Raw genomic sequence first — 22,605 nt, forward strand, 5'->3', positions numbered from 1 at the left:
GAAGCGGTGTGTCGCGGCATCCGCAGCACGGCCCTCCGCTCACCGGACAAGGCGCCCCTCCGTCCGGCACCACGCGCGCAGAGCCTCGATGCGCGCCTGTCCTGCCGACCAGGAGTGCCGGTCGGCAAGCGCGACGGCCACCGCCTCGAGCCAGGCGGCCCGGGTCTGCCCGGCGCACTCGGCGTCTACGCCTGCAGCTTTCACCACGGCCTGTTCGACAGTTCGGCTCAGCGTCTTGATCTGCGGTTCGAGTACGGTCTGCATCCCGGTCTGCAGCAGGCCGCGCAGATCGGCACTCTCCTGCGGGACGTTGTTCACCGCACGCAACACGGTCTCGTGGAGCAAATGCAGGTTGCGGTCGATAAACTCCGCCGCCTGCCCGAGGCCCGGGTTGGCCCACGGCGGTTCTGGGGCGGCGGCCCTCTCCTGGCCGGCATTCGCCTTGCGGTACGGCGGCTCCGACTGCTGTTGATGCTGCTGCTGTACATCAGGATCGGAATCCTGAGCTCGGGACGGGTTGTCGTCGTCCCGGCGCGGGCCTGCGCCTGGTTCGGCATCGTGGTCCGGCTGCTGAGCCGTGTATTCCTGGGGGGTGCCCCACGGGTCGGAGCCTTTCGTCCCCCTCTCGATGTCGGGGTGTGCCTCTCCTCCGCCAAGGCCGGTGCCGAGGTGCCACTCGTCGGCATCGCGTGGGGGCCCGGGCATGGCGTTCTCAGCGCAGTGGCGCAGCCGGTGCAACATGCCGTCCAGATCGCACCGGTCGAGCGCAGTCAGTGCTTCCTCGACCTCTGTGTTCATCCACTGACCAGACCACAGCGGCGAAGGCAGGTCTCCGACGTTCAGCATCGCCGCAGCGCGGCGATCGTCGCCCAGCACCTGCTCGCACTCGGCCCGGAAGCCCGCACAGGCTCCCGGAACCGCTTGCTTTGCTTGGCGTCGGAAGACCCGCCACGCCTCACGCAGCGGCTGTACGACCGACTCCCAGGGGGCGACGCCCTCTTCGCCGTCCTCGGCCCACTCGACGGCACGCCCGCCGACGGTCAACGACACTCGCGTGAGCTGCTGCTCACCAACGCGGATCGCGTCAAGCGCGCGCATCCGGGCCAGGTCGGCCTCATTGTGCAGATGTCCAGCCACGGGCTCTTGCCGGCTGCGCAGTTCGGCCAGCCGCGCCGACTCCCGGCGCTTGATCTCCACGCGTCCTTCGAGCTGTGCCACAGCCGTGTCGACCAGGGTGGCGAGCGCACGTAGCGCGGGGCGGCGGTGCGGTTGTTCGGCTGCCTCGGCCAGCACCTGCCGTAGCAGCGCCGGGAAGGTGCCCTGGCTCCCGCCCGCCGCGTGAAAGTGCCACTGTGCACCCAGTGGGCCGAGGGCGGGGCGCAGCCGGAACCTCTCGATCTCGCTGCAGGCTGCATGCTGTTCCGAGTCCCCGCCCAGCAGCTCGACATCCGTGACCAGCACGACGACACGGCAGCCGTCCGCCGCGGCCTGCCGCACGGCATCCTCTTCCCGCTGCGACAGCGCCTGTTCTGCCGGTGTGGCAAGGACGACGACATCACACAGAGGCCGTTCGGCCCAGTCCGTAACGGCGTGCCGCAGCATGCGGACCTCCGGAACGGCATCGGCGACCGCCCCCGCGACAGCGTCGGCAACGGTTGCGCCCGTCGGCCTGGCGATCAGGCAACACGTCGGTGCCGCCACCAGGAACGCTGCGAGCTCGTCCGCCCGGCCGCCGAGATCCAGGCCCAGGTCGGCGACCGTGGAGACCAGGCCCGCCAGCGCCTCCGCGAGGGATACGTCGGCGCTCGCGCCACACTCCACCAACGCTTCCTCACCTGCCACGCTCGGCCCCCTCTGATGCGGACACACGCGTCGGCCCCAACCCGCCGCAGGCGTCGGCGAGCCGGGCACAGACATCGGCTGCCTCCTGCCACTGCCGTGAGCGCTCCTGGGCCTCCATCTGCAAGCGTCCGCCCTCACCGGCCCTGCGGTCAGCCTCCGCCTTCAGCCGCTTGAAGATCTTCGCGTTCTCTGCCCGATAGAACTTCCCCTGTGCCTCATGGAGGCTGGCCCGGGTGGCCCGCACACCAGTGGCTGCCTGGCGACGTGCGAGGCTCAGCTGGTCCCGCCGTCGCTGCGCACCTGCTCCGATGCCGAGGTCGTTCAACAGCATTTCGGTGGCTGCGACGGCCTGGCTGGCCGGGTGGCACATCATCGTCACGGAGCGGAAGAGCTCATCGGAGGCCTCCTCGACCAGCCCCTGCGCTCCCGCCGTCACCTGTGTGAGTACGGGACCGAGCTCGGCGGCGACCACCTCGCCGACCTCGTCGATGCGCAAGTCGCTTTCGTTCCAGCCGAACGACAACTCGCCGAGCGCGGCGCGATGGAGCGCATGGGAGAAGATCCTCAGGCGGTCTGGTCCGAGAGCGTCCCGGACCATGCGTTCCATCCTCTCTGCGAGGGTGAGCCCGGAATCGTCCGTGAAGATCGACGAGATGCTGGCCCACAAGCCCTGCACCGCCATACGCCGCGCCTGGGCGTGAACCTGCTCCACCGCCAACTCCGCGGCCTCGGCCACGTCCTCGAGCAACTCGCCGATGTGCAGGTCCAACAGATCCTCGAGCCGACGGTCGAGGCGGCGCTTTTGAGGAAAGAGGGCCGTCTTGACGAACTCCGCATGCTTGTCCTTCTCGCCCCCGGCCTTCTCGGCCTCAGCCGTGAGGCGCTCAGCCTGCCGCTCCGCCCGGGCAACGAGTCGTTTCAGCGTGTCTCGGACGTCTGACAGCGCCTGACTGCTGCGCCCGGAACTGCACTGCCCGCCGAGGAAGGACGCCGAGAGATGCTCGTACAGGGCCGTGTATCCCGAGGCGGCGAGACGGTCCTGCGCCGCGCGGACTGCCTCGGGGTCGCCGCCGTGTGCCACCGTCCGCAGCTCCTGCAAGGCCGCCAGGCCGTCGATGGAGTCAACCGCGACGGGCTCCCCGTCGGCGGTGGCGCCGAAGGTGTCCATGACGGCAGCCAGAGCCACATTCACGTCCGGGATCTTGTTCTTCTTGGTGACCACGACAAGGAATCGCCGCCTGGTCCGCCGCAGTTGCTCGGCGAGCCGGACCGCTTTGTCGCCCCCGGGCTGATGGCCGCTCACCACGAGCACGGCCGCGTCCACCAAGTGCAGAGCCTCCATGGTCGTCGCGTCGTCCGCCTGCGTGGCGCTCAGCCCGGGCGTGTCCAAGATGATCAGGTTCTTCAACACGCCCGCCGGTAGGCGCAGGATCACGCGCACCCGCCGACCGTGCACCGACCGTCCCTCGACGGTGCGCTGGTCGGTGTACCGCTGCGCCTCCTCCAGCGTTCCACGGAACAGGGTCGCGCCGTCCTGGTCCAGCACCTCTCCCGACTCGGTCCCACCCCACCACAGCTCGGTGAGCGTCCCCGTGGTGGCAACCACGCCCTCAACCACGGCACCGCGGCGGCCGAGCATCATGTTGATCAGCGTGCTCTTGCCGGCGTTGAAGTCCCCGACAACGCCGAGCCGGTACGGCTCCCCGTAGCGTCTGCTGATCTCCGTGACCCGGGCGGAGCCGGCAGCGAATCCGTCCACCGCGTGCCCGCCCGCCTCGGTGTCCAGGTGCCTGAGCTCGTTCAACGCCTCAGTGATGCCGCCGAGCAGGGCCTCTATCTCCCGAGGGGAACCGCCGGGAGTGAAAGCGGCTCCGTACGAGCCGGGAGGTGCCATCCCATGTCCTTTCTCGTCCCACCGTTGGTGGGCGAACGAGCCCATAAGGGATCTCAACGACGTCGCAAGGTGGAGGCTGTCGCGCCTAAATGGCCAAGACACCGAAGACGACCACGAACGCCAACCCCATCGCGAAGAAGGTCATTTGCAATGCGGCCGGCAGTCGGATGTTCGTCGAGTAGATGGAGGTGGTGTCGTCACTCTCGCTCACGGTGCCGGCCAGAGCCAGGAGCGTGCCAACTCCAGTGAGTACGGAGATGGCGTGAGCCAGCCAGGCCAGCTGCAGCCACACCAAGTCCGAGGGAGTCGCATCGGCGACGATGTCCTTGGCCAGACTGATCGTGATGGTGACGACCGCGGTCGTCAGCGTCAGGACGTGCTTGCTCGTATCCGACGCCACTGTCAGGGCGGCATTGCGTCGTCCTGCTGCGGCCGCTTCTCCAGCTGCTGCCATGGTGGCCTTCTCTCAGGATCAGCAGAACGGCCACAGTGGACAGGTGTGTTCCCTGATCGCGGTGAACACGGCCAAGGTGACGGTGGCCAGACTGCGACGGCGCGTCTCGACGGCCAGATTCGAGGCGAACCCCTCAAGATTGTGGGTGGCCTCGGGCAGTCGAGCCTCGGGATCCGACACCGCCATCAGCTCGTTGAGGCCGCCGTGCAGGAACTGCACGAATACTGGTTGCGTCTCCTCGCCGACAGGGACACCTGCCAGGCCGCGCTGCGTGGCGGCGTTGAACTCCCGTACGGCCCGGTCCCTGAGCTGTGCGGTCGCGCGCCGGTTGTTGGACCGGCTTCCCGGCCTTGGGGTCCCCTCGGACTGCCGCCGACCTTGATTGCCGCTCATGAGCCCCCCGGTTCACGCCCGCCTTACCCCACTCGCTTGGGGCCCGCGCCGTGCACCCGCGACATCACCAGTGCAAGAACTATGTCCTCATGGCGGAAAGGCCCCCATCCGCTTAACGCACAGCGACGCTATCCGCGGAGTTGCACGTTGTCAGCGGCGCGTTGAGGGCACAGAAGTACTTCAGGCGTGCGCCCTCGGCGCACGTTCGACCACCGAAGCCCCTTGGGATGCCTATGCGTCAGGTCCGACTGCAAGGCGCACCCGCTCACCTGAGCTGAGGTGACTGACGATCTTCCTGGCGACCTTGAGGGAGAGGTACTCCACGAAGCAGTGGGCTCGGGTCTCGGGCGTTGATGACGGCGACGTAGGTGAGGGTGCCCGCCCAGTCGTCTGACAGTGGGCATCCTCACCTACGCCGCCCTTCAGCTCGGGGCCGCGCCCCTGCGGGAAGGAGATGTCGGCGACGTTGTCGTAGTAGTCCGCCCACTCGGAGGTGTCGATCAGGAAGCGCCAGACCTTCGCGGCCGTGAGGCCCTGCACGATCACCTCGTTGGAGACGAAGTTGTCGCCGGTGCCGGGCAGGTACTTCTCGGGCCAGCCGATCGCGTTCTGCGTGGTCATCGGGGTTCCTTCCGGAGAGTGCGGGTTCCGTCGCTCGGCTGGGCTCTCGCAGCCCACCGTGACCGCCCAGATCCGCCCCCTGGAGCAGCACACCGGGCGTGAGCGCTTCACCCGGCTCCCCAGGGGGTGGAACCGACACCGCCGGACCACGAGCTCGCCGGGCAGGTCGCCGCGCCGCTCGACACGCTGGCCTCGCTCGAGGGCGGCGGTCCGCGGTCCGGACAGACCACGCCGGTGCATCTGGCGGGGCCGTCGGAGCTGCTGTGCGTGCGGGTGCTGCTGCCGGCGCTGGCCCCGCTGGTCACCGACGGGCTTCAACTGCGGGTCACGCAGGGGCTGACCGAACCGCTGCTGGAGGAAATGCGGGCCGGCCGGCACGATCTGGTGATCGCCACCCGGCGGCCGCGCGGTCGTGCGGCGGAGTCGGTGCCGTTGGCCGACGAGGAGTACGTCCTGGTCGCCTCCCCCGCCTGGGCCCGGCGGGTCGAGCAGTATCCGGCGGGGACGGCGGTCTGTGCGCCGCGCTGCGCGACGTCCCCCTGGTGTCGTACGCCGAGGACCTGCCCATCGCCCGGGGCTACTGGCGCAACGTCTTCGGCAAACAGCTAACGCCCGCGCCGCGGTCACGGTGCCCCATCTGTACGCGGTCCTGTCGGCGGTCAACGCGGGCGCCGGCTACAGCCTGCTGCCGCACTCGCTGTGCCAGGAGTACCTGGCCAAGGGCCGCCTGACCCGCCCACTCCCCCGAGGAACCCCCGCTCAACACGCTCTTCCTCGTCCAGCGTCCCGGCAGCGAGGCCCACCCCAATGTGCTGCGGGTCCGCGACCGCCTGCGGGCGGCGGCACGGGCCCGGTAGCAACTCGTCCACAGGCCTTGTCCGTTGAGCCTGCCCAGGTCAGGATGTGGGTCTGTGTCAGGGGGTGTCATGCGGATCCGGTACGCCGCCGCGGCCTGCGCCGCTCTCGCGGTGCTGGCCTCGTCGACCGGCTGCACGGTGCCGGAGGCGGGCAGTACGGGCATCACGGTGACCGAGGAGGGGCAGCCGGTCGGGGTGCTGGTGGTCTGTCGACACCACATCGACGGGGCCGTCCTGTACACCGGCGACGGCGGTGACGAGTCCGAGGACGTGGGGAGCTGGAGCCGCGCGGAGCCCGCCACCGGCTTCGTCACCTGGCCACTGCGCACCGGAGGCGGGGGCTGGAGCGTCGACCGGCAGCTGCCGGCCACGCTCGACCGGCAGCGCACCTACGTCCTGTACGGAGCGACCGAGGACAACTCCTGGTCGACGGCAGACGTCTCCTTCACGCTCGCCCACCTGGCCGCGCTCACCCCGGGCCGGGTGCGCTACTTCGCGGGCGATGTACCGGGTGCCGACGACGACGGCTATCTCAGCGCGTCGATGGAGGGCTTCCGCGCCGACGCCTGCGAGGACGACTGATCCGCGCCCAACCCCCTGCCATACTTGACCGATCATTCTCGTTTGATCTAGCGTCGGCTCATGGCCAGGACCAAGGAATTCGACCCGGACTCGGCCCTCCAGTCGGCGCTGGAGCTGTTCTGGCGGCGCGGCTACGAGGCCACGTCGATGGCGGACCTCGTGGAGCACCTGGGCATCGGCCGCGCCAGTCTCTACGCGACCTTCGGCAACAAGCACGACCTGTACCTGAAGGCGCTGGACCGGTACGGGGAGAAGCATCAGCCGCTGCTGCTGGACGAGTTGTCGCAGCCGGGGCCCGCGCTCCCCGCGGTGCGCGCCGTGGTGCGGCGGTTCGCCGCGGAGGCGACGGACGAGGCGAGCCGGGCGTACGGGTGCCTCGTCACCAACACGGCGGCGGAACTGGCCCCGCACGACACCGCGGCGGCCCGCCGGGTCGAGCGCAGCTGGGAGCACCTGGAGACGCTGCTGGAGTCGGCGCTGGTGCGTGCGCGGGCACAGGGCGAACTGCCGGCCGGGCGCGATCCGCGCGGGCTGGCGCGCCTGCTGCTGGTCCTGCTCCAGGGACTGCGGGTGGTCGGCAAGGCCTCCCCCGATCCCGCGCGGGTGCGGGACGCGGCGGAGCAGGCGCTCACGCTGCTGGACTGACCGACCCCGACCCCGTCGAACCGCCGGGGTCGCTTTTGTCTGCCCACATATTGGAATGATCGGTCTGGAAAGGACTGTCATGTCTCGGAACCGCTTCTCCGGCCGCACCGCACTCGTCACCGGTGGTGGTTCCGGCATCGGACGGACCCTCGCCCTGGCCTTCGCCGCCGAGGGGGCGCAGGTCGTCGTGGCCGGGCGCACCCGCGCCTCGCTCGACGAGACGGTCGGGCTCGTCGAACGGGCCGGCGGGACCGCTCTCGCCCGGGTCGCCGACGTCTCGCGCGCCGCCGACCTGGACGCGCTCGTCCGGGCGGCCGTCGACCGCTTCGGCTCGCTCGACGTCGCCGTCAACAACGCGGGTGTCCTCCGGGCCGGACGGCCGCTCGCCGACGTCGACGAGGAGGACTGGCGGTCCATGCTCGACACCAATCTGACCGGTGTCTTCCTCGCCCTGCGGGCCGAGGTGCGGCAGATGCGGACGCAGCCGGGAGGCGGCGCGATCGTCAACGTGTCGTCCAACATCGGCGTGCACCGGCAGATCCGGGGCCTGACCGCGTACGCCACGAGCAAGGCGGCCGTGACCGCGCTGACCCGTGGTGCCGCGCTGGAACACCTGGGCGACGGCGTCCGGATCAACGCCGTCAGCCCCGGCCCGTCCGAGACGGCCATGTCGCTGCGGCCGGGCGAGTCCGAGGCCGAGCGTGCCCTGCGGATGAAGGAGCAGTCACCGCTGGGCCGGGTGTCGTCGACCGAGGAGGTGGCCCGGGCGGTGCTGTACCTCGCCTCGGACGACGCGGCGTCCGTCGTGGGCGCCGACCTGGTCATCGACGGCGGGGCCGCGCTGTAGGCCTGCGTGCGGTGGGCGGGCACCGCGGCAGGCCGGGCCCTGCCGTAGGCCCGTGCCGAGGGCAGCGCCGCGTCTCACACGGGGCCCAGCGCCCCCAGCGGATCGTCCAGCACCGGCTGCCAGGCCAACTCGGCCGCGCCGACCAGGCTGTTGTGGTCGAGGGAGCAGGCGAGGATGGGGACGCCGCCGCTGCGGCCCCACAGGCTCCGGTCGGCGACGACGGCGCGCAGCCGGTCGGGGTCGGCGTCGAGAAGGGTGCGGTGCAGACCGCCGAGGATGATCCGGTCCGGGTTGAGGATGTTCACCAGACCGGCCAGCCCCAGACCGAGCCGGTCGATCAGGGCTTCGGCGGCCATGCGGACCACCGGATCGCCGTACTCCTCGCCGATCAGCTCGTTGGCCTGCTGGAGCAGGGAGCCCTCGGGGCCGGGTTCGCGGCCCGCGGTGGTGAGGAGGGCGAGCGGGTCCGCCTCGACGTCGAGACAGCCCCGGCTGCCGCAGTAGCAGGGGCGGCCCTCGGGATTGACGGTGAGATGGCCGACCTCCAGGGCGAGGCCCGAACTGCCCGTGTGCAGACGGCCGTCCAGCACCAGTGCGCCACCGACGCCCCGGTGCCCGGTGGCCACGCACAGCAGGTCGCGGGCGCCCCGTCCGGCGCCGTGCCGGTGTTCCGCGAGGGCGGCGAGGTTGACGTCGTTGCCCACGAACCCGGGGCCGGTGAGCCCGGCGGAACGGATCCGCTCGGCGAAGATCTCCCGTACAGGCGCGCCCACCGGCCACGCCAGGTGCAGCGGGTTCAGCGCCAGCCCCTCGGGTTCGGTGACCGCGGACGGTACCGCCAGTCCGGCGCCCACACAGGGCCGGCCCGTCTGCCGCAGCAGTTCGGCGCCGGCGTCGACCGCGGCGCCGAGCACCTTGGCCGGATCGGCGTCGACCGTCTCGCAGCTCGGCGTGGTGGCCACGATCCGCCCGCCGAGACCGACCAGCGCGGCCCGGAACCCGTCGGCGTGCACCTGCGCGGCGAGAGCGACCGGGCCCTCCTCGGCCACCTCGAGCCGGTGGGAGGGGCGGCCCTGCGAACCGGCGGCCGCCCCCGGCCGTGCGTCGACCCTGATCAGGCCCAGCGCCTCCAGCTCCGCGGCGACCGCGCCGGCCGTCGCGCGGGTGACGCCTAGTTCGGCGGTGAGCACCGCTCGGGTGGGCGCCCGTCCGGTGTGCACGAGCTCCAACGCGGGCCCGAGCGCACCGCGCCCCCGGTCCAGCCGCGCTCTCGAGGTGGTCCCATCCCCCGCCGGCCGGGGGTCCGCCTTGCCGCTCATGAGGGCGAGTCTCCCATGATCCGTTCCTCAGGTGACGACGGGGAAGCCGCTCACCCGCAGGGTGATGTTCAGCCGTCCGGTCAGGCCGAGACCGGCCGGCGCCGTGCCCGGGAGGACCCTCGGCACTCCGTGGTACGCGAGCCGCGACGGCCCACCGAACACGAACAGGTCGCCGCTGCGCAGCTCGACGTCGGTGTAGGGCCGGGTCCGGGTCCGCGGGTTGCCGAAGCGGAAGACGCAGGTGTCGCCGAGGCTGAGGGAGACCACCGGCGCGTCGGACTCCTCGTCGGCGTCACGGTGCATGCCCATCCGGGCGTCGCCGTCGTAGAAGTTGATCAGCGCGATGTCGTACGCGGCGCCCCGTGCCTGCTCCGGTCCCAGCGCGTCGGCCACCGCGCGCCGGCCCAGCTCGCCCAGCCAGGCGGGGAAGGGCTTGACGGGCGCGCCGTCACCGTCGCTGACCGTACGGGCGTAGGCGTACGGGTACCAGTGCCAGCCCAGGCAGACCTGGCGGGCGGTCATCGTGCCGCCGCCGGGGGTACGGACCGTGCGCAGGCCGGCCGGCGGACGGGCCCAGTCCCGGCAGGCCCGGAGCAGCTCACGCTGGTGGGCCGGGTCCGCCCAGTCGGGCACATGCACCGCGCCCGGCGCGACCTGCGCCCGTTCCCGCGGAAACAGCTCGGAGTCCATGGACCCATCCTCCGCCATGGGTCCGACACCGGGCCTGAGCTGCTGCTCGGTTAGCCTTGAAGCACGATGAACGACCCTATGACGACGCCGTGGGGCGAGGTCACGCTGGCCCGCCACCCCGAGGATCCGCGCGAGACGCTGCGCGCCTGGGACGCATCCGACGCGTACCTGCTCAGACACCTCGCGGAGCGGGACGTCCCGCTGACCGGCACGGTGGTGGTGCTCGGCGACCGCTGGGGCGCGCTGGTCACGGCGCTCGCGGCGCATCGCCCCACGCAGATCACCGACTCCTGGCTGGGCCAGGAGGCGACCCGGGCGAACCTGGCGCGGGCCGGCGTCGAGACCGGCGCGGTCCGGCTGCTCACCACCCAGGACCCGGTGCCGGACCGGATCGACGTGCTTCTGGTCCGGGTGCCCAAGAGCCTGGCGCTGCTGGAGGACCAGCTGCTGCGGCTGGCGCCCGCCGTGCACGCGGGCACGGTCGTGGTCGGCACCGGCATGGTGAAGGAGATCCACACCTCGACGCTGCGGTTGTTCGAGCGGATCCTCGGGCCGACCCGGACCTCGCTCGCCGAGCAGAAGGCCCGGCTCGTCTTCTGCACCCCGGACCCGGCGCCGCGCCGCCCCGCCAACCCGTGGCCGTACGTCTACGAACTTCCCGACGACGTCGGCGGCGCCCTCTCCGGCCGTCCGGTCGTCAACCACGCGGGCGTGTTCTGCGCCGACCGGCTCGACATCGGCACCCGGTTCCTCCTGAAGCACCTGCCGACGACCAGCGGCACCCGCCGGGTCGTCGACCTGGGCTGCGGCAACGGCATCGTCGGCACGGCGGTGGCGCTGGCCAACCCGGAGGCCGAGGTGCTGTTCACGGACGAGTCGTTCCAGGCGGTGGCGTCGGCGGAGGCCACGTACAAGGCGAACGGGGTGCCGGGGCACGCCGAGTTCCGGGTCGGGGACGGGCTGGCGGGGGTGGCGGACGGCAGTGTGGACGTCGTGCTGAACAACCCGCCGTTCCACTCCCACCAGGCGACGACGGACGCCACGGCCTGGCGGATGTTCACGGGGGCCCGGCGCGCCCTGCGGCCGGGCGGCGAACTGTGGGTGGTGGGCAACCGGCACCTGGGCTACCACGTGAAGCTGAAGCGACTGTTCGGCAACAGTGAACTGGTCGCCGGTGACCGGAAGTTCGTAGTGTTGAAGGCGGTCAGGCAAGGGTGAGCCCGACACCGGTGACGAGCCGCTCGACGGTGCGCGCCATGGCCTCCCGTCCCGCGCTCAGGTAGGTCCGGGCGTCGACCGCGTCCGGATGCGCCCCCAGGTGCTCGCGGATCGCGCCGGTCATGGCCTGGTTGAGCGCGGTGCCGATGTTGACCTTGGCGATGCCGCCCGTGACGGCGGCCGTCAGCTCGCGGTCCGGGACGCCGGAGGAGCCGTGCAGGACGAGCGGCACGTCGAGGGCCGTGCGGAGCCGCTCGAGCAGGGCGTGGTCCAGGACGGCGGTGCGGGTGGTCATCGCGTGGACGCTGCCGATGGCGACGGCCAGGGCGTCCACCCCGGAGTCAGCCACGAACGCGCGGGCCTCGACCGGGTCGGTGCGGGCACCGGGCGCATGCGCGCCCTTGCCGCCTATCTCCCCCAACTCGGCCTCGATCCACAGCCCTCGGGCATGCGCCAGCTCCACGGCGGCCCGGGTCGCGGCGAGGTTCTCCGCGTACGGCAGGCGGGAGGCGTCGTACATCACCGAACTGAAGCCCGCGTCGGCCGCCCGGCGGAGCAGCGGGTCGCTCTGGACGTGGTCGAGATGCAACGCGACCGGCACGGCGGCCCGTTCGGCGGCGACGGCGGCGGCGCGCGCGAGCGGGAGCAGCTGACCCTGGCGGTAGGCGACGGCGTTCTCGCTGACCTGGAGGACGACGGGCGCGCCTGCGGACTCGGCGCCGGCGATGACGGCCTCGACGTGTTCCAGCGTGATGATGTTGAAGGCTGCGACGGCGGTACGGGCCGCGTGCGCCCGGGTGACCAGTTCGCCGGTGGTGGTGAGCGGCACGGCAGCTCCTCTTCGGGAGTCGGGGGCTCAGGGGGTGAGGATCACCGAGCGGGTGAGGTGACGCGGGCGGTCCGGATCGAGGCCGCGGGCGGCCGCGACGGCCACGGCGAGGCGCTGGGCGCGGACCAGTTCGGCGAGGGGGTCCAGCTCACCCGGCACCCACAACGCGCCGGTGGCGCCCACCTGCCGGGCCAGCCCGTCGGGTGCCTCGCCGAACATCCAGGTCGCGGTGGAAGCGGTGGCGACGCTGATGGGGCCGTGCCGGTACTCCATCGCGGGATAGGCCTCGGTCCAGGACAGCGACGCCTCGCGCATCTTCAGCGCGGCCTCGTTCGCCAGTCCGACGGTCCAGCCGCGCCCGAGGAAGGTGAACTGCCCGCAGTCCACGAGGCCGCGGGGCAGCGGCTCGGCGAGCGCGGTGCGGGCGTCGGTGACGACGCTGTCGCCGTGCAGGCCGAGATGGGCGCGGAGCAGGGTGAGCGCGGTGGTCGCGAACCGGGTCTGCACGACGGAGCGTTCGTCGGCGTAGTCCAGGACCACGACGTGGTCGGCCGACTCCATGACCGGGGTGTGCGGGTCGGCGGTGATCGCGGTCGTGCGGGTGTGTCCACGCAGCCGGCCGAGCAGTCCGAGGACCTCGGAGGTGGTGCCGGACCGGGTCAGGGCGACGACCCGGTCGTAGGAGCGGGCGTGGGGGAACTCCGAGGCGGCGAAGGCATCGGTCTCGCCGTGCCCCGCCCCCTCGCGCAGGGCAGCCGCGGCCTGGGCCATGAAGTACGAGGTGCCGCACCCGACGATCGCCACCCGCTCCCCGGGCTTCGGCAACTCATCTGCGTATCGGGAGACTTCGGCTGCGGCTCGGGTCCAGCACGCGGGCTGGTCGGTCAGTTCGTCCTCGACGTGGGTCATGCCCCACCTCTCCCCGACGGTGACTGTTGATGCGTGTTCATGCAAGATAGAGCCACCTTTCGAGCAACTTCAAGCATGAGGACGGAGAACGTCGATGTCACGTGACGCCCGCTGGAAGGCGCTGCTGGAGCTGCTCGTCGAGCGCGGCCGGCTGGACGTCGAGGACGCGGCGGCCGCGCTCGCTGTGTCGGCGGCGACGATCCGCCGCGACTTCGACCAACTCGCCGAGCAGCAGATGCTGCTGCGCACGCGGGGCGGGGCGGTGGTGCACGGGGTGTCGTACGAGCTGCCGTTGCGGTACAAGACGGCCCGGCAGGCCACCGAGAAGCAGCGGATCGCGAGGGCGGTGGCCGATCTGGTCGCACCCGGCGAGGCGGTCGGGCTGACCGGCGGCACGACGACCACGGAGGTGGCCCGCGCGCTGGCCGTGCGCGGCGATCTGGCGTCCGGCTCGCCGGCGTTGACCGTGGTCACGAACGCGCTGAACATCGCGGCGGAGCTGGCGGTGCGCCCCCAGTTCAAGATCGTGGTGACCGGCGGGGTGGCACGGGCGCAGTCGTACGAGCTGGTCGGTCCGCTCGCGGACGGCGTGCTGGGTCAGATCACCCTCGACGTGGCGGTGCTCGGTGTCGTGTCCTTCGATGTGACGCACGGCGCCGCCGCGCACGACGAGGCCGAGGCGGCGGTCGACCGGCTGTTGTGCGAGCGCGCCGATCGGGTGGTGGTGGCCGCCGATTCCAGCAAGCTGGGGCGGCGGGCGTTCGCCCGGATCTGCGCGGCCGACACGGTGGACACCCTCGTCACGGACACGGCGGCCGACGCGGCGACGGTGGGCCGGTTCGAGGAGGCAGGAATCAGGGTCCTCCTCGTCTGAACCCGCACCAGCGCGCCGGCCGCAGTGTTCGGCGTGCGGTACGTGAAGAGACCGGGCAGAGGACTCTGCCCGGTCTCCCTGTGGCACCGGCTACAGCGCGCGCTCCAGCTGGTCTGCCACCAGCTTCACGAACCGTCCGGGCTCCTTCGGCCGTCCGCCCTCGGCGAGGACCGCCAGGCCGTGCAGCAGCTCGGCCGTCTCGGCGAGCCCGGCACGGTCCTCCCGCTCCTTGTAGGCCTGGTTGAGGCCCTTCACGAGCAGGTGATCGGGGTTGAGTTCGAGGATCCGCAGGGCGCGCGGCACCTCCTGCCCCATCGCCCGGTACATGTTCTCCAGCGCCGGGGTGAGATCGTGCGCGTCGGAGACGATGCAGGCCGGGGACACGGTGAGGCGGGACGACAGCCGTACCTCCTTGACGTCCTCCCTCAGCTGCTCCTTCATCCAGCCGAGCAGACCGGCGTACTCCTCGCCCTGCTTCTCACGCTCGCCGTCGGCCTTCTCGCCGTCCTCTCCGCCGAGGTCGACCTCGCCCTTGGCGACGGACCGCAGCGGCTTGCCGTCGAACTCGCCCACCGCGTCGACCCACACCTCGTCGACCGGGTCGGTGAGGAGCAGGACCTCGATGCCCTTGGCCCGGAACGCCTCCATGTGCGGGGAGTTCTCGATGCTCTGCCGGGACTCGCCGGTCAGGTAGTAGACGGCGTCCTGCCCGTCCTTCATCCGCTCCACGTAACTCTTCAGCGTGGTCGGTTCGTCCGCGCTGTGCGTGCTCGCGAACGACGAGACGGCGAGGAGGGTTTCGCGGTTGTCGGAGTCCGACAGCAGTCCTTCCTTCAGGACGGCGCCGAACTCCCGCCAGAAGGTGGCGTAGCGGTCGGGGGCCGCGGTCATCATGTCCTTGACCGTGGAGACGACCTTCTTGGTGAGCCGGCGCTGCATCATCCGGATGTGACGGTCCTGCTGGAGGATCTCGCGCGAGACGTTCAGCGAGAGGTCCGCCGCGTCGACCACGCCCTTGACGAACCGCAGGTAGGGCGGCAGCAGCGCCTCGCAGTCGTCCATGATGAAGACGCGCTTCACATACAGCTGCACGCCACGCTGGTAGTTCTGGTTGTACAGGTCGTGCGGGGCGTGCGAGGGGAGGAACAGCAGCGCCTGGTACTCGAAGGTGCCCTCCGCCTGGAGCCGGACGGTCTCCAGCGGTTCGCGCCAGTCGTGGCTGATGTGCTTGTACAGCTCGTGGTACTCGTCGTCGGACACCTCGTCGCGCGAGCGCGCCCACAGGGCCTTCATCGAGTTCAGCGTCTCGGGTTCGGGCGCGGTGTCGGCGGCCCCGTCGGCGTCGGTGGTGCCGGCGGTGTCGCCGTCGACCGCCTTCGGGACCAGCCTGATGGGCCAGGTGATGAAGTCCGAGTAGCGCTTGACGATCTCCTTGATCGTCCGGTCCGCGGTGTAGTCGTGCAGCTGGTCGTCGGCGTCGGCCGGCTTCAGGTGCAGCGTGACCGTGGTGCCCTGCGGCGCGTCGTCCACCCGCGCCAGCGTGTAGGTGCCCTCACCGCGCGACGACCAGCGGGTGCCCTGGCTCTCGCCGGCCCGCCGGGTCAGCAGCGTCATCTCGTCGGCCACCATGAAGCCGGAGTAGAAGCCGACGCCGAACTGCCCGATGAGCCCCTCGGCCCCGCCCTCCTCCTGGGCCTCGCGCAGCTCCTGCGCGAACTTCGCCGTGCCCGAGTTGGCGATCGTGCCGATGAGCCGGCCGACCTCGTCGTACGACATCCCGATGCCGTTGTCCCGCACCGTCAGGGTGCGGGAGGCAGCGTCGATCTCGATCTCGATGTGCGGGTCCGAGACGTCGGCGTCGAGCGTGTCGTCCCGCAGCGCGGCGAGACGTAGCTTGTCCAGCGCGTCGGAGGCGTTGGAGACGAGCTCGCGGAGAAAGACGTCCTTGTTCGAGTAGACCGAATGGATCATCAGCTGCAACAACTGACGGGCCTCTACCTGGAACTCAAACGTTTCTGTCGACATGTTGGGCGTGTACCTCACAGGTTCCGGAGTCTCCTGGACTGGCGAGAGCCACTGTAAAACACCGCGTCAGCCTGCGGTGCTCGCTGTTCGTGATCGTCCGGACGCGGGCGATCCGGGGAGGCGGTCCGGGCCTGCGATCAGGGCGGCGGACGGGGGCGGGAGACGGGCCGCAGGATCAGCGCCGGACCTCCTCCACCTCCGCGAAACCTTCCGCTCCGCTCCACCGGAGCCGGGTCAGCCACTCGGTGGAACTGCGGGTGAAGACGAGGTCCCCCGAGCCGCCCGCGGTGGCGACCTTCGACCAGCCGTCGAAGCTCCTGGTGAGTTTCGTGTCCCACCGGCCGAGGTCCCCCGTGCCGACGGCCGCGATCGACTCCATGGGCGGTTCGCCGTCGTAGCAGTAGTCGCCCCAGTCGGCGATGACCGCGACCGTCCCTCCGAACACCTTGAGCGTGAGGCTCTGGCACCGGTCGGTCGCGGTCGCGTACACCACGCGCGGCGCGCTCCACACGCGCGTGTCCGCGTCCCGGTGCCGTTCCACCAGCCCGCGTCCCTCGACGTACGCCATGCCCACGCGTCGGCCGTCGGGCAGCCCGATCTCCTCGTCGAACCGAGGGGCCGACGCGGTCGGCGCGGTCGGCCCGGCATCGCTACCCGTACTCGTGCCGGTGGCCGTGCCCTTGGCGGGCGCGGTGGCCGTGGCGGTCGCCGACCCGCCGCCGTCTCCCTGTCCGCCGCAGGCCACCGCGACACCCACCATCAACACCGCCCCCGCCAGGGCCCGCAGCCGCTCTCCGTACATCCGCATGCCCCTATGGTCCCCTCTCTTCGAGTCGAGGCAGATCAGGTCGGTTCAGGCCGGGTCGGTTCAGGCCGGGTCGGTTCAGCTGAGGTCATGTCGTGTCATGTCAGGCCCCATGAGTGACGCGGATCTTGGACTGGCCGTGCGGGAGTTCCTCCCAGTCGTCCATGAAGCCGGCTCGCAGGCCGTGCTTCTCGGCCAGGGCCACGAGGGTGTCGGTGCGGTAGTAGAAGTCCTCGCGCAGCACCTGGTGTTCCTCGCCCTCGGTGCGGTCGAAGGTGAAGTCGAACCAGCCGCCCGGCGCGAGCACCCGCCCCACGTTGGCCAGGCACTCGTCGATGACCGGGAGCGGCGAGTGCGAGAAGACGCTGTGCGCGTGCACGACGTCGAAGTGGGCGTCGGGCAGGAACCGCAGCGTCAGGTCGCGCACCGGCGTCAGCGTCGGCAGCCGCTGCTGCAGCCCCATCTCCACGATCGTGTCCTGGGCGGCCACGAGGATGTCGGGTGAGATGTCGATGCCGTGGTAGTTGCCCGGTTCCAGGTGCCGGATGAACCGCCAGCCGCCCCGCAGGTTGCCGCAGCCGATCTCCAGCATGCGGTGCTCCGGACGCAGACCGTGTCCGAGCAGGTAGTCGAACTGCATGGCCCCGAGGGCGAGCCACCGTTCACGGCTGCGGCTGCCGACCGCCGCGTCCGGATCGGCGCGGGTGTCGGAGCGCATCACCGCGCGGTAGTAGGAGACGTGGTCCTGATGGCGGCGGCTCAGCCACAGGTCCCGGGCGGCACGGGCCACATGGCGGGGCACCCGGTCCGGGTGGCGCAGGGCGTACCCGATGCGGTGACCCAGGGCCGCGCGGTTGACGGTGAGCTTCTTGGCGGGCATGTGATTCCCGGCCTTTCCGAGCGATGTTCTCGAGATGCGTGACGTTCGCGAGGTTCCCGGCGATCACGCTGTTCCGGGCTGCCGCGCGCTGCGGGCTGTCGCGCGGTCACGGGCCCTCGCGCGATTCCCGCCGACGGGCGGTTCCCGGCCGACGGCGCGGTTCCCGAACGGTGTCTCCCGCCCGGTGTCTCCCGCACGGTGCGGGATCCGGTTCCAGCCTCGCGCCGCCCAGGCGCGTCCGCCTCGTACGACCGTCTCGGCCGACCGGCCGGTTCGGGCGATCCGGATGTCAGCCGATCGGTTGATGCGGTCGGGAGGCTCTCGCGTTAGACACGGAGGATGAGACACACCGATCCGGACGAGCGCTGGCTGGGCACCGTCGTCCACCTCGCGTTTTTCGTGCTGCTCGGCTCCTCGTTCGTCCGCTTCCTGAGCCGCGACCGGGGCGGAGCGCACACCGGCTGGGTGGTGGCGCTGTACGCGGCCTTCTGCCTGCTCTACGTCCTCGGGCGGGCCCTGGCCCCGGCGCCCCGGCCCGGTTCTGCGCCGTCCTCGCGCCACCTTGCGTGGCTGGGCTCGGTCTCGGCCGTTTGGGTGGTTCTCCTGGTGCTCGCGCCGAGCGCGACCTGGTGCGCCATGCCGCTGCTGTTCGCCGGCCTGCACGCGTTGCCGACACGGATCGCGGTGCCGCTCGCGGCCGTACTCACCGCGCTGGTCGTGGTCTCGGAGGTGCGCGTGGCCGACGGCGCGCTCAATCCCAACATGGTCCTGGCCCCGCCGGCCGTCGCCGCGGTGGCCACCGCCGTGATGGTCCATCTGCAGCGCCAGGGAGCCCGGCAGCGTGTGCTGATCGACGATCTGGTCCGAACCCGCCGCGACCTCGCGGCCTCCGAGCGGCAGGCGGGTGTCCTCGCGGAGCGGCAGCGGCTGTCCACGGAGATCCACGACACCCTCGCGCAGGGCCTGTCCAGTCAGCGCATGATGCTGCACGCGGCCGAGCGCGTCTGGGAGTCGGATCCCGACGCGGCCCGGGAGCACCTGCGCGAGGCCGCCGAGATCTCCTCCCGGGGCCTCGCCGAGGCCCGCCGGTTCGTGCACGACCTGGCGCCGGCCGACCTCGCCGCACACACACTCCCCGAGGCTCTCGCCCTGCTCGCCGCTCGGGAGAGCGGACCGGGTCTGGCCCTGGAGTTCCGGCTCGACGGCGACCCGGGCCCGCTGCCCGAACGGGTCGAGGCGGCGCTCCTGCGCATCGCCCAGGGGGCATTGGCCAACGTACGCGAACACGCCGCGGCGACCCGCGGTGTCCTGACCCTGACCTGCCTGGACGATCTGGTCTCCCTGGACGTCGCGGACAACGGGCGCGGATTCGGGCGGGGACGGGGGCCGGGGCCCGGCGAACCGGCCGGCCCGCGCGGCGCCGCCGCCGGTGCGCTCACCCCGGACACCGCCCCGAACTCCGCTCCTGGCACCCCTCTCGACGCCTCTCCGGGCACCGAACCGCACACCGATCCGGGCACAGCTCCGGTGCCGGAAGCTCCGGTGCCGGAACAGGACCGCACGCGCGGGCACGGATTGCCGGCCATGCGGATCCGGGCCCGGCAGGCGGGCGGCACGCTCAGCGTCGAGTCCACCCCGGGCGAGGGCACCGTCGTCACCGTCGCCGTGCCCCTGGCCTCGTTCGCCCCCGATCTTCACAAGGAGCCCGTCCCTTGAGCGCGTCCGTGCCCCCGCCGCCCGTCCGGCTGCTGCTGTGCGACGACCATGCCGTCGTCCGGGCCGGACTGCGCGCCCTGCTGTCCAGCGCCGACGGCATCGACGTGGTCGGCGAGGCGGGCACCGGCGAGGAGGCACTCGCCCTGGCCGCCCGGCTGCGCCCCGACGTGGTGCTGATGGATCTTCAGCTCGACGGCGGCATGGACGGAGTGACGGCCATCCGGCACCTGACCGGTGGACCGGAGGCGGGTCCCCGGGTCCTGGTGCTCACGATGTTCGACACCGACGCCGACATCACCCGCGCCATCGAGGCGGGCGCCACCGGCTACCTGCTCAAGGCCGAGCGGCCGGACGAACTCTTCGCGGCGATCCGCACCGCGGCGGCCGGCCGCACCGCGCTGTCGGCGCCCGTCGCCGACCGGCTGCTGACCAGGCTGCGCAGTCCGCGCCCCACCCTGTCCGCCCGTGAGCACGAGATCCTCGCTCAGCTGGCCCGCGGCCTGGGCAACCGGGAGATCGCCCGGGCGCTGTTCATCAGCGAGGCGACGGTCAAAACCCATCTCGGGCGGATCTACGGCAAGTTGGGGGTGGAGACGCGGTCGGGCGCGGTGGCGGTCGCCAAGGAGAGGCGACTGCTGCCGTGACGGTACGACGGGCTCGAGAGGCGGCTCGTGCCTCAGGGCCTGCCATCGCCGTGCGGACCGTCACCCTCGACGGCGAGAAGGACCCCTTCACCCCCGCGCGCGACGGCACGGCCTACCGCGACAAGTTCACCGGCGCCTACGCGCACCACACCCTGAGGGGGATCGGCCACAACGTGCCGCAGGGGCCCCCGGGGCATTCGCCGAAGCCGTCCTCGAAAGCCGTCCTCGAAGCGCACCGCCTCGCCGGCGCCTGACGCCCGGATCCCCACACCCCGCTGCTCCAGGAGATCACCACGCGCCTTCCGGGCCGGTGACAAGGACCGACGCCCGCCGGACACGCGCGGGAGGACGGGACGGGACGAGGCGGGCCGGGCCAGGCCGGGTCCGGTCCGGTCTCCACGGTCCGGGCGGAGGAGCGCGACCAAGACCCCCCGACGGCCTTGTTCAGTTCCGGACCACCACCTAGCCTGATTTTGTGCCGCAAATAAACAAAACCCGAACACGCGACGCGGTGCCGGCCCACGGCAGTGACCTCACCCGGCTCCGTATCGCCCTGACCACGTTCTTCGCCCTCGACGGCTTCGTCTTCGCCGGATGGGTCGTCCGTATTCCGGCCATCAAGGAACAGACCGGCGCCTCCCCCAGCACCCTCGGTCTCGCACTTCTCGGCGTCTCCGCGGGTGCGGTGATCACGATGATGTTCACCGGGCGCCTGTGCAGCCGCTACGGCAGTCACCCGGTCACCGTGGTCTGCGCGGTCCTGCTCTCCCTCAGCGTGACGTTGCCCCCGCTCACCCACTCCGCCACCGCGCTCGGCGCCGTCCTGCTGCTGTTCGGCGCGGCGTACGGCAGCATCAACGTCGCCTTCAACAGCGCCGCCGTCGATCTGGTCGCGGCGCTGCGCAGGCCCGTCATGCCGACCTTCCACGCGGCCTTCAGCCTGGGCGGCATGATCGGCGCCGGTCTCGGCGGGCTGGTCGCGGGATCCCTGTCCCCCACCCACCATCTGCTGGGCCTCGGGATCATCGGCCTGCTCGTCACCGCGCTCACGGCACCCACGCTGCTCCGGCTGGAGCCGCCGCGGTCGCCGGAGCACACGACCGCCGGGCCCGAGCACTCCCCCGCGGAGCCCGAGCACTCCACTGCCGGGCCCCGGTCCGCCGGCGCGGGGCCCGAGGATCCGGCACCCGGGAAGGCGGCTCCGCACCGGCTGACGCCCCGCACCCGTCGTCTCGTCGTCGTCTTCGGCCTGATCGCCCTGTGCACCGCCTACGGCGAAGGAGCCCTGGCCGACTGGGGTGCCCTGCATCTGCGGCAGGACCTGGGGTCCTCCGCCGGGGTCGCCGCGGCCGGGTACTCATGTTTCGCGCTCGCCATGACGGTCGGCCGGCTCACCGGCACCACCCTCCTCGAACGGCTGGGCCGCACCCGTACGGTGGTGATCGGCGGCGGGGTCGCGGCGGCGGGGATGCTGCTCGGCGCGCTCGCCCCGGCCCTGTGGGCGGCGCTCCTCGGCTACTCGATCGCGGGACTCGGACTGGCCAACCTCTTCCCGGTGGCCGTGGAACGCGCGGGCGCCCTGGCCGGCCCGAGCGGCGTCGCCACCGCCTCGACGCTCGGTTACGGCGGCATGCTTCTGGGCCCGCCCGCCATCGGCTTCATGGCCGACTGGTTCTCCCTGTCCGCCGCCCTCACCAGCGTGGCCGTGCTGGCCGGGGTGGCCGCGGCGATCGGCTTCGCCACCCGTCGCGCGACCGCCGGCTGACGACCGCCGCCCCTCCCCTCGACCGCACTCCATCCGGCACACTCCCCCCATGGAGACTGCCGAGTTCATCCACGCCCTGGACCGGGAAGGCCGGTCGCTCGCCGCCGCGGCGGCGCAAGCGGGTCCCGACGCGAAGGTGCCGACCTGCCCGGACTGGCAGGTGAGGGACCTGCTGCGGCACACGGGCGCGGTGCACCGCTGGGCGACGTCGTTCGTGGCCGAGGGTGCCCCCGCGCCCCGCCCCATCGACGAACCGCCGGAGCTCGACGGCGACGCGCTGCTCGACTGGTTCCGGGAGGGGCACCTGCGGCTCGTCGGCACCCTGTCCTGCGCCCCGCCCGACCTGCGGTGCTGGCACTTCCTGCCCGCGCCGTCACCGCTCGCGTTCTGGGCCAGGCGGCAGGCGCACGAGACGGCCGTGCACCGCGTGGACGCGGAATCGGCCCGTGGCCGGGCACCCGAGGAGATCGCCCGGGACTTCGCCGCCGATTTCGCGGCGGACGGCATCGACGAGCTGCTGCGCGGCTTCCACGCGCGCGCCAAGAGCCGGGTGCGGACCGACGGGCCCCGGATCCTGCGGGTGCGGGCGACGGACACGGCCGACGCCGTGTGGACCGTACGTCTGTCGGCAGAGCCGCCCGTGACGGAGCGCGACGGCGAGGGGGACGCCGACTGCGAGGTGTCCGGTCCCGCGGCACTGCTCTACCTGTCGTTGTGGAACCGGCTGTCGCTCCCGGCCGTGACCGGGGACGCGGCACTGGCGACACTGTGGCGGGAGAACTCCGCCATCGGCTGA

The 22,605-nt window shown here is 71.8% G+C and carries 24 protein-coding genes; 12 read left to right on the forward strand and 12 right to left on the reverse strand.

Annotation, left to right across the window (positions count from 1 at the left end; genetic code table 11):
* Positions 1-39: 39 nt before the first annotated feature.
* From ACFVYS_RS10080 to ACFVYS_RS10100, 5 genes are all read right to left on the reverse strand, one after another.
* Positions 40-1,842, reverse strand: a complete 1,803-nt coding sequence (locus ACFVYS_RS10080; RefSeq protein ID WP_389500554.1) for a hypothetical protein — start codon at positions 1,840-1,842, stop codon at positions 40-42.
* Positions 1,832-3,736 carry a dynamin family protein gene (locus ACFVYS_RS10085; protein WP_389500556.1) on the reverse strand — a complete coding sequence of 635 codons (1,905 nt, stop codon included), beginning with the start codon at positions 3,734-3,736 and terminating at the stop codon, positions 1,832-1,834. The genes ACFVYS_RS10080 and ACFVYS_RS10085 overlap by 11 nt, the downstream gene beginning before the upstream one ends.
* 85 nt (positions 3,737-3,821) lie before the next feature.
* Complete coding sequence (locus ACFVYS_RS10090) at positions 3,822-4,190, reverse strand: hypothetical protein (protein WP_389500558.1); 369 nt, start codon at positions 4,188-4,190, stop codon at positions 3,822-3,824.
* Between the two features lie 18 nt (positions 4,191-4,208).
* Positions 4,209-4,583, reverse strand: a complete 375-nt coding sequence (locus tag ACFVYS_RS10095; protein WP_389500560.1) for a hypothetical protein — start codon at positions 4,581-4,583, stop codon at positions 4,209-4,211.
* A gap of 231 nt (positions 4,584-4,814) precedes the next feature.
* Positions 4,815-5,204 carry a hypothetical protein gene (locus tag ACFVYS_RS10100; protein ID WP_389500562.1) on the reverse strand — a complete coding sequence of 130 codons (390 nt, stop codon included), beginning with the start codon at positions 5,202-5,204 and terminating at the stop codon, positions 4,815-4,817.
* Positions 5,205-5,330: 126 nt separating this feature from the next.
* Here ACFVYS_RS10100 and ACFVYS_RS10105 point away from each other — a divergent pair, with 126 nt between their 5' ends.
* From ACFVYS_RS10105 to ACFVYS_RS10125, 5 genes are all read left to right on the forward strand, one after another.
* Entirely contained in the window at positions 5,331-5,813 is a 483-nt protein-coding gene (locus ACFVYS_RS10105) for a LysR substrate-binding domain-containing protein (RefSeq protein WP_389500564.1), read from the forward strand.
* On the forward strand, positions 5,719-6,318 hold the full coding sequence (locus ACFVYS_RS10110; protein WP_389500566.1) for a LysR substrate-binding domain-containing protein: 600 nt from the start codon (positions 5,719-5,721) through the stop codon (positions 6,316-6,318). The genes ACFVYS_RS10105 and ACFVYS_RS10110 overlap by 95 nt, the downstream gene beginning before the upstream one ends.
* Positions 6,263-6,643 carry a hypothetical protein gene (locus ACFVYS_RS10115; protein WP_389500568.1) on the forward strand — a complete coding sequence of 127 codons (381 nt, stop codon included), beginning with the start codon at positions 6,263-6,265 and terminating at the stop codon, positions 6,641-6,643. The genes ACFVYS_RS10110 and ACFVYS_RS10115 overlap by 56 nt, the downstream gene beginning before the upstream one ends.
* Positions 6,644-6,703: 60 nt before the next feature.
* Positions 6,704-7,288 carry a TetR/AcrR family transcriptional regulator gene (locus tag ACFVYS_RS10120; protein ID WP_389500569.1) on the forward strand — a complete coding sequence of 195 codons (585 nt, stop codon included), beginning with the start codon at positions 6,704-6,706 and terminating at the stop codon, positions 7,286-7,288.
* 79 nt (positions 7,289-7,367) lie between these two features.
* Positions 7,368-8,135 (forward strand): SDR family NAD(P)-dependent oxidoreductase, encoded by a 768-nt coding sequence (locus ACFVYS_RS10125; RefSeq protein ID WP_389500571.1) that lies wholly within the window; start codon positions 7,368-7,370, stop codon positions 8,133-8,135.
* Between the two features lie 74 nt (positions 8,136-8,209).
* Here ACFVYS_RS10125 and ACFVYS_RS10130 read toward each other — a convergent pair whose 3' ends face one another.
* Both ACFVYS_RS10130 and ACFVYS_RS10135 read right to left on the reverse strand, forming a co-directional pair.
* Positions 8,210-9,454, reverse strand: coding sequence for an ROK family protein (locus tag ACFVYS_RS10130; protein WP_389500572.1), 1,245 nt, complete (start codon positions 9,452-9,454; stop codon positions 8,210-8,212).
* A 27-nt stretch (positions 9,455-9,481) separates the two neighbouring features.
* Positions 9,482-10,144, reverse strand: coding sequence for an alpha-ketoglutarate-dependent dioxygenase AlkB family protein (locus ACFVYS_RS10135; protein ID WP_389500574.1), 663 nt, complete (start codon positions 10,142-10,144; stop codon positions 9,482-9,484).
* A 78-nt stretch (positions 10,145-10,222) separates the two neighbouring features.
* On the opposite strand from ACFVYS_RS10135, the gene ACFVYS_RS10140 reads away from it, so the two are divergent.
* On the forward strand, positions 10,223-11,362 hold the full coding sequence (locus ACFVYS_RS10140; RefSeq protein ID WP_389500576.1) for a methyltransferase: 1,140 nt from the start codon (positions 10,223-10,225) through the stop codon (positions 11,360-11,362).
* On the opposite strand, the gene ACFVYS_RS10145 is transcribed toward ACFVYS_RS10140, so the two are convergent.
* Together ACFVYS_RS10145 and ACFVYS_RS10150 are read right to left on the reverse strand one after the other, a co-directional pair.
* Positions 11,349-12,191: a ketose-bisphosphate aldolase gene (locus ACFVYS_RS10145; RefSeq protein ID WP_389500578.1), complete on the reverse strand. Its 843-nt coding sequence runs from the start codon at positions 12,189-12,191 to the stop codon at positions 11,349-11,351. The genes ACFVYS_RS10140 and ACFVYS_RS10145 overlap by 14 nt on opposite strands.
* A gap of 27 nt (positions 12,192-12,218) precedes the next feature.
* Positions 12,219-13,100 carry an SIS domain-containing protein gene (locus ACFVYS_RS10150; RefSeq protein ID WP_389500580.1) on the reverse strand — a complete coding sequence of 294 codons (882 nt, stop codon included), beginning with the start codon at positions 13,098-13,100 and terminating at the stop codon, positions 12,219-12,221.
* A 94-nt stretch (positions 13,101-13,194) separates the two neighbouring features.
* On the opposite strand from ACFVYS_RS10150, the gene ACFVYS_RS10155 reads away from it, so the two are divergent.
* Positions 13,195-13,974, forward strand: coding sequence for a DeoR/GlpR family DNA-binding transcription regulator (locus ACFVYS_RS10155; RefSeq protein ID WP_389500582.1), 780 nt, complete (start codon positions 13,195-13,197; stop codon positions 13,972-13,974).
* A 90-nt stretch (positions 13,975-14,064) separates the two neighbouring features.
* Here ACFVYS_RS10155 and htpG read toward each other — a convergent pair whose 3' ends face one another.
* The 3 genes from htpG to ACFVYS_RS10170 all read right to left on the reverse strand — a co-directional run bounded on the left by htpG (position 14,065) and on the right by ACFVYS_RS10170 (position 17,684).
* Positions 14,065-15,999 (reverse strand): molecular chaperone HtpG, encoded by a 1,935-nt coding sequence (gene htpG / locus ACFVYS_RS10160; protein WP_389500584.1) that lies wholly within the window; start codon positions 15,997-15,999, stop codon positions 14,065-14,067.
* A gap of 175 nt (positions 16,000-16,174) precedes the next feature.
* Positions 16,175-16,807: a hypothetical protein gene (locus tag ACFVYS_RS10165; RefSeq protein WP_389500586.1), complete on the reverse strand. Its 633-nt coding sequence runs from the start codon at positions 16,805-16,807 to the stop codon at positions 16,175-16,177.
* A 100-nt stretch (positions 16,808-16,907) separates the two neighbouring features.
* Positions 16,908-17,684, reverse strand: a complete 777-nt coding sequence (locus ACFVYS_RS10170; protein WP_389500588.1) for a class I SAM-dependent methyltransferase — start codon at positions 17,682-17,684, stop codon at positions 16,908-16,910.
* Between the two features lie 339 nt (positions 17,685-18,023).
* Here ACFVYS_RS10170 and ACFVYS_RS10175 point away from each other — a divergent pair, with 339 nt between their 5' ends.
* The 5 genes from ACFVYS_RS10175 to ACFVYS_RS10195 all read left to right on the forward strand — a co-directional run bounded on the left by ACFVYS_RS10175 (position 18,024) and on the right by ACFVYS_RS10195 (position 22,605).
* Positions 18,024-19,400: a sensor histidine kinase gene (locus ACFVYS_RS10175; protein ID WP_389500590.1), complete on the forward strand. Its 1,377-nt coding sequence runs from the start codon at positions 18,024-18,026 to the stop codon at positions 19,398-19,400.
* Positions 19,397-20,044: a response regulator gene (locus ACFVYS_RS10180; protein ID WP_389500592.1), complete on the forward strand. Its 648-nt coding sequence runs from the start codon at positions 19,397-19,399 to the stop codon at positions 20,042-20,044. The genes ACFVYS_RS10175 and ACFVYS_RS10180 overlap by 4 nt, the downstream gene beginning before the upstream one ends.
* 50 nt (positions 20,045-20,094) lie before the next feature.
* On the forward strand, positions 20,095-20,298 hold the full coding sequence (locus ACFVYS_RS10185) for a hypothetical protein (RefSeq protein ID WP_389500594.1): 204 nt from the start codon (positions 20,095-20,097) through the stop codon (positions 20,296-20,298).
* 221 nt (positions 20,299-20,519) lie between these two features.
* The gene (locus tag ACFVYS_RS10190; RefSeq protein ID WP_389500595.1) at positions 20,520-21,809 is read left to right on the forward strand and encodes an MFS transporter; all 1,290 of its coding nucleotides are present in this window, start codon (positions 20,520-20,522) and stop codon (positions 21,807-21,809) included.
* 49 nt (positions 21,810-21,858) lie between these two features.
* The gene (locus ACFVYS_RS10195) at positions 21,859-22,605 is read left to right on the forward strand and encodes a maleylpyruvate isomerase family mycothiol-dependent enzyme (protein WP_389500597.1); all 747 of its coding nucleotides are present in this window, start codon (positions 21,859-21,861) and stop codon (positions 22,603-22,605) included.

It is taken from the genome of Streptomyces sp. NPDC058295 (genome assembly GCF_042880655.1).
In the GTDB taxonomy this organism is placed as follows: Bacteria; Actinomycetota; Actinomycetes; order Streptomycetales; family Streptomycetaceae; genus Streptomyces; species Streptomyces coriariae.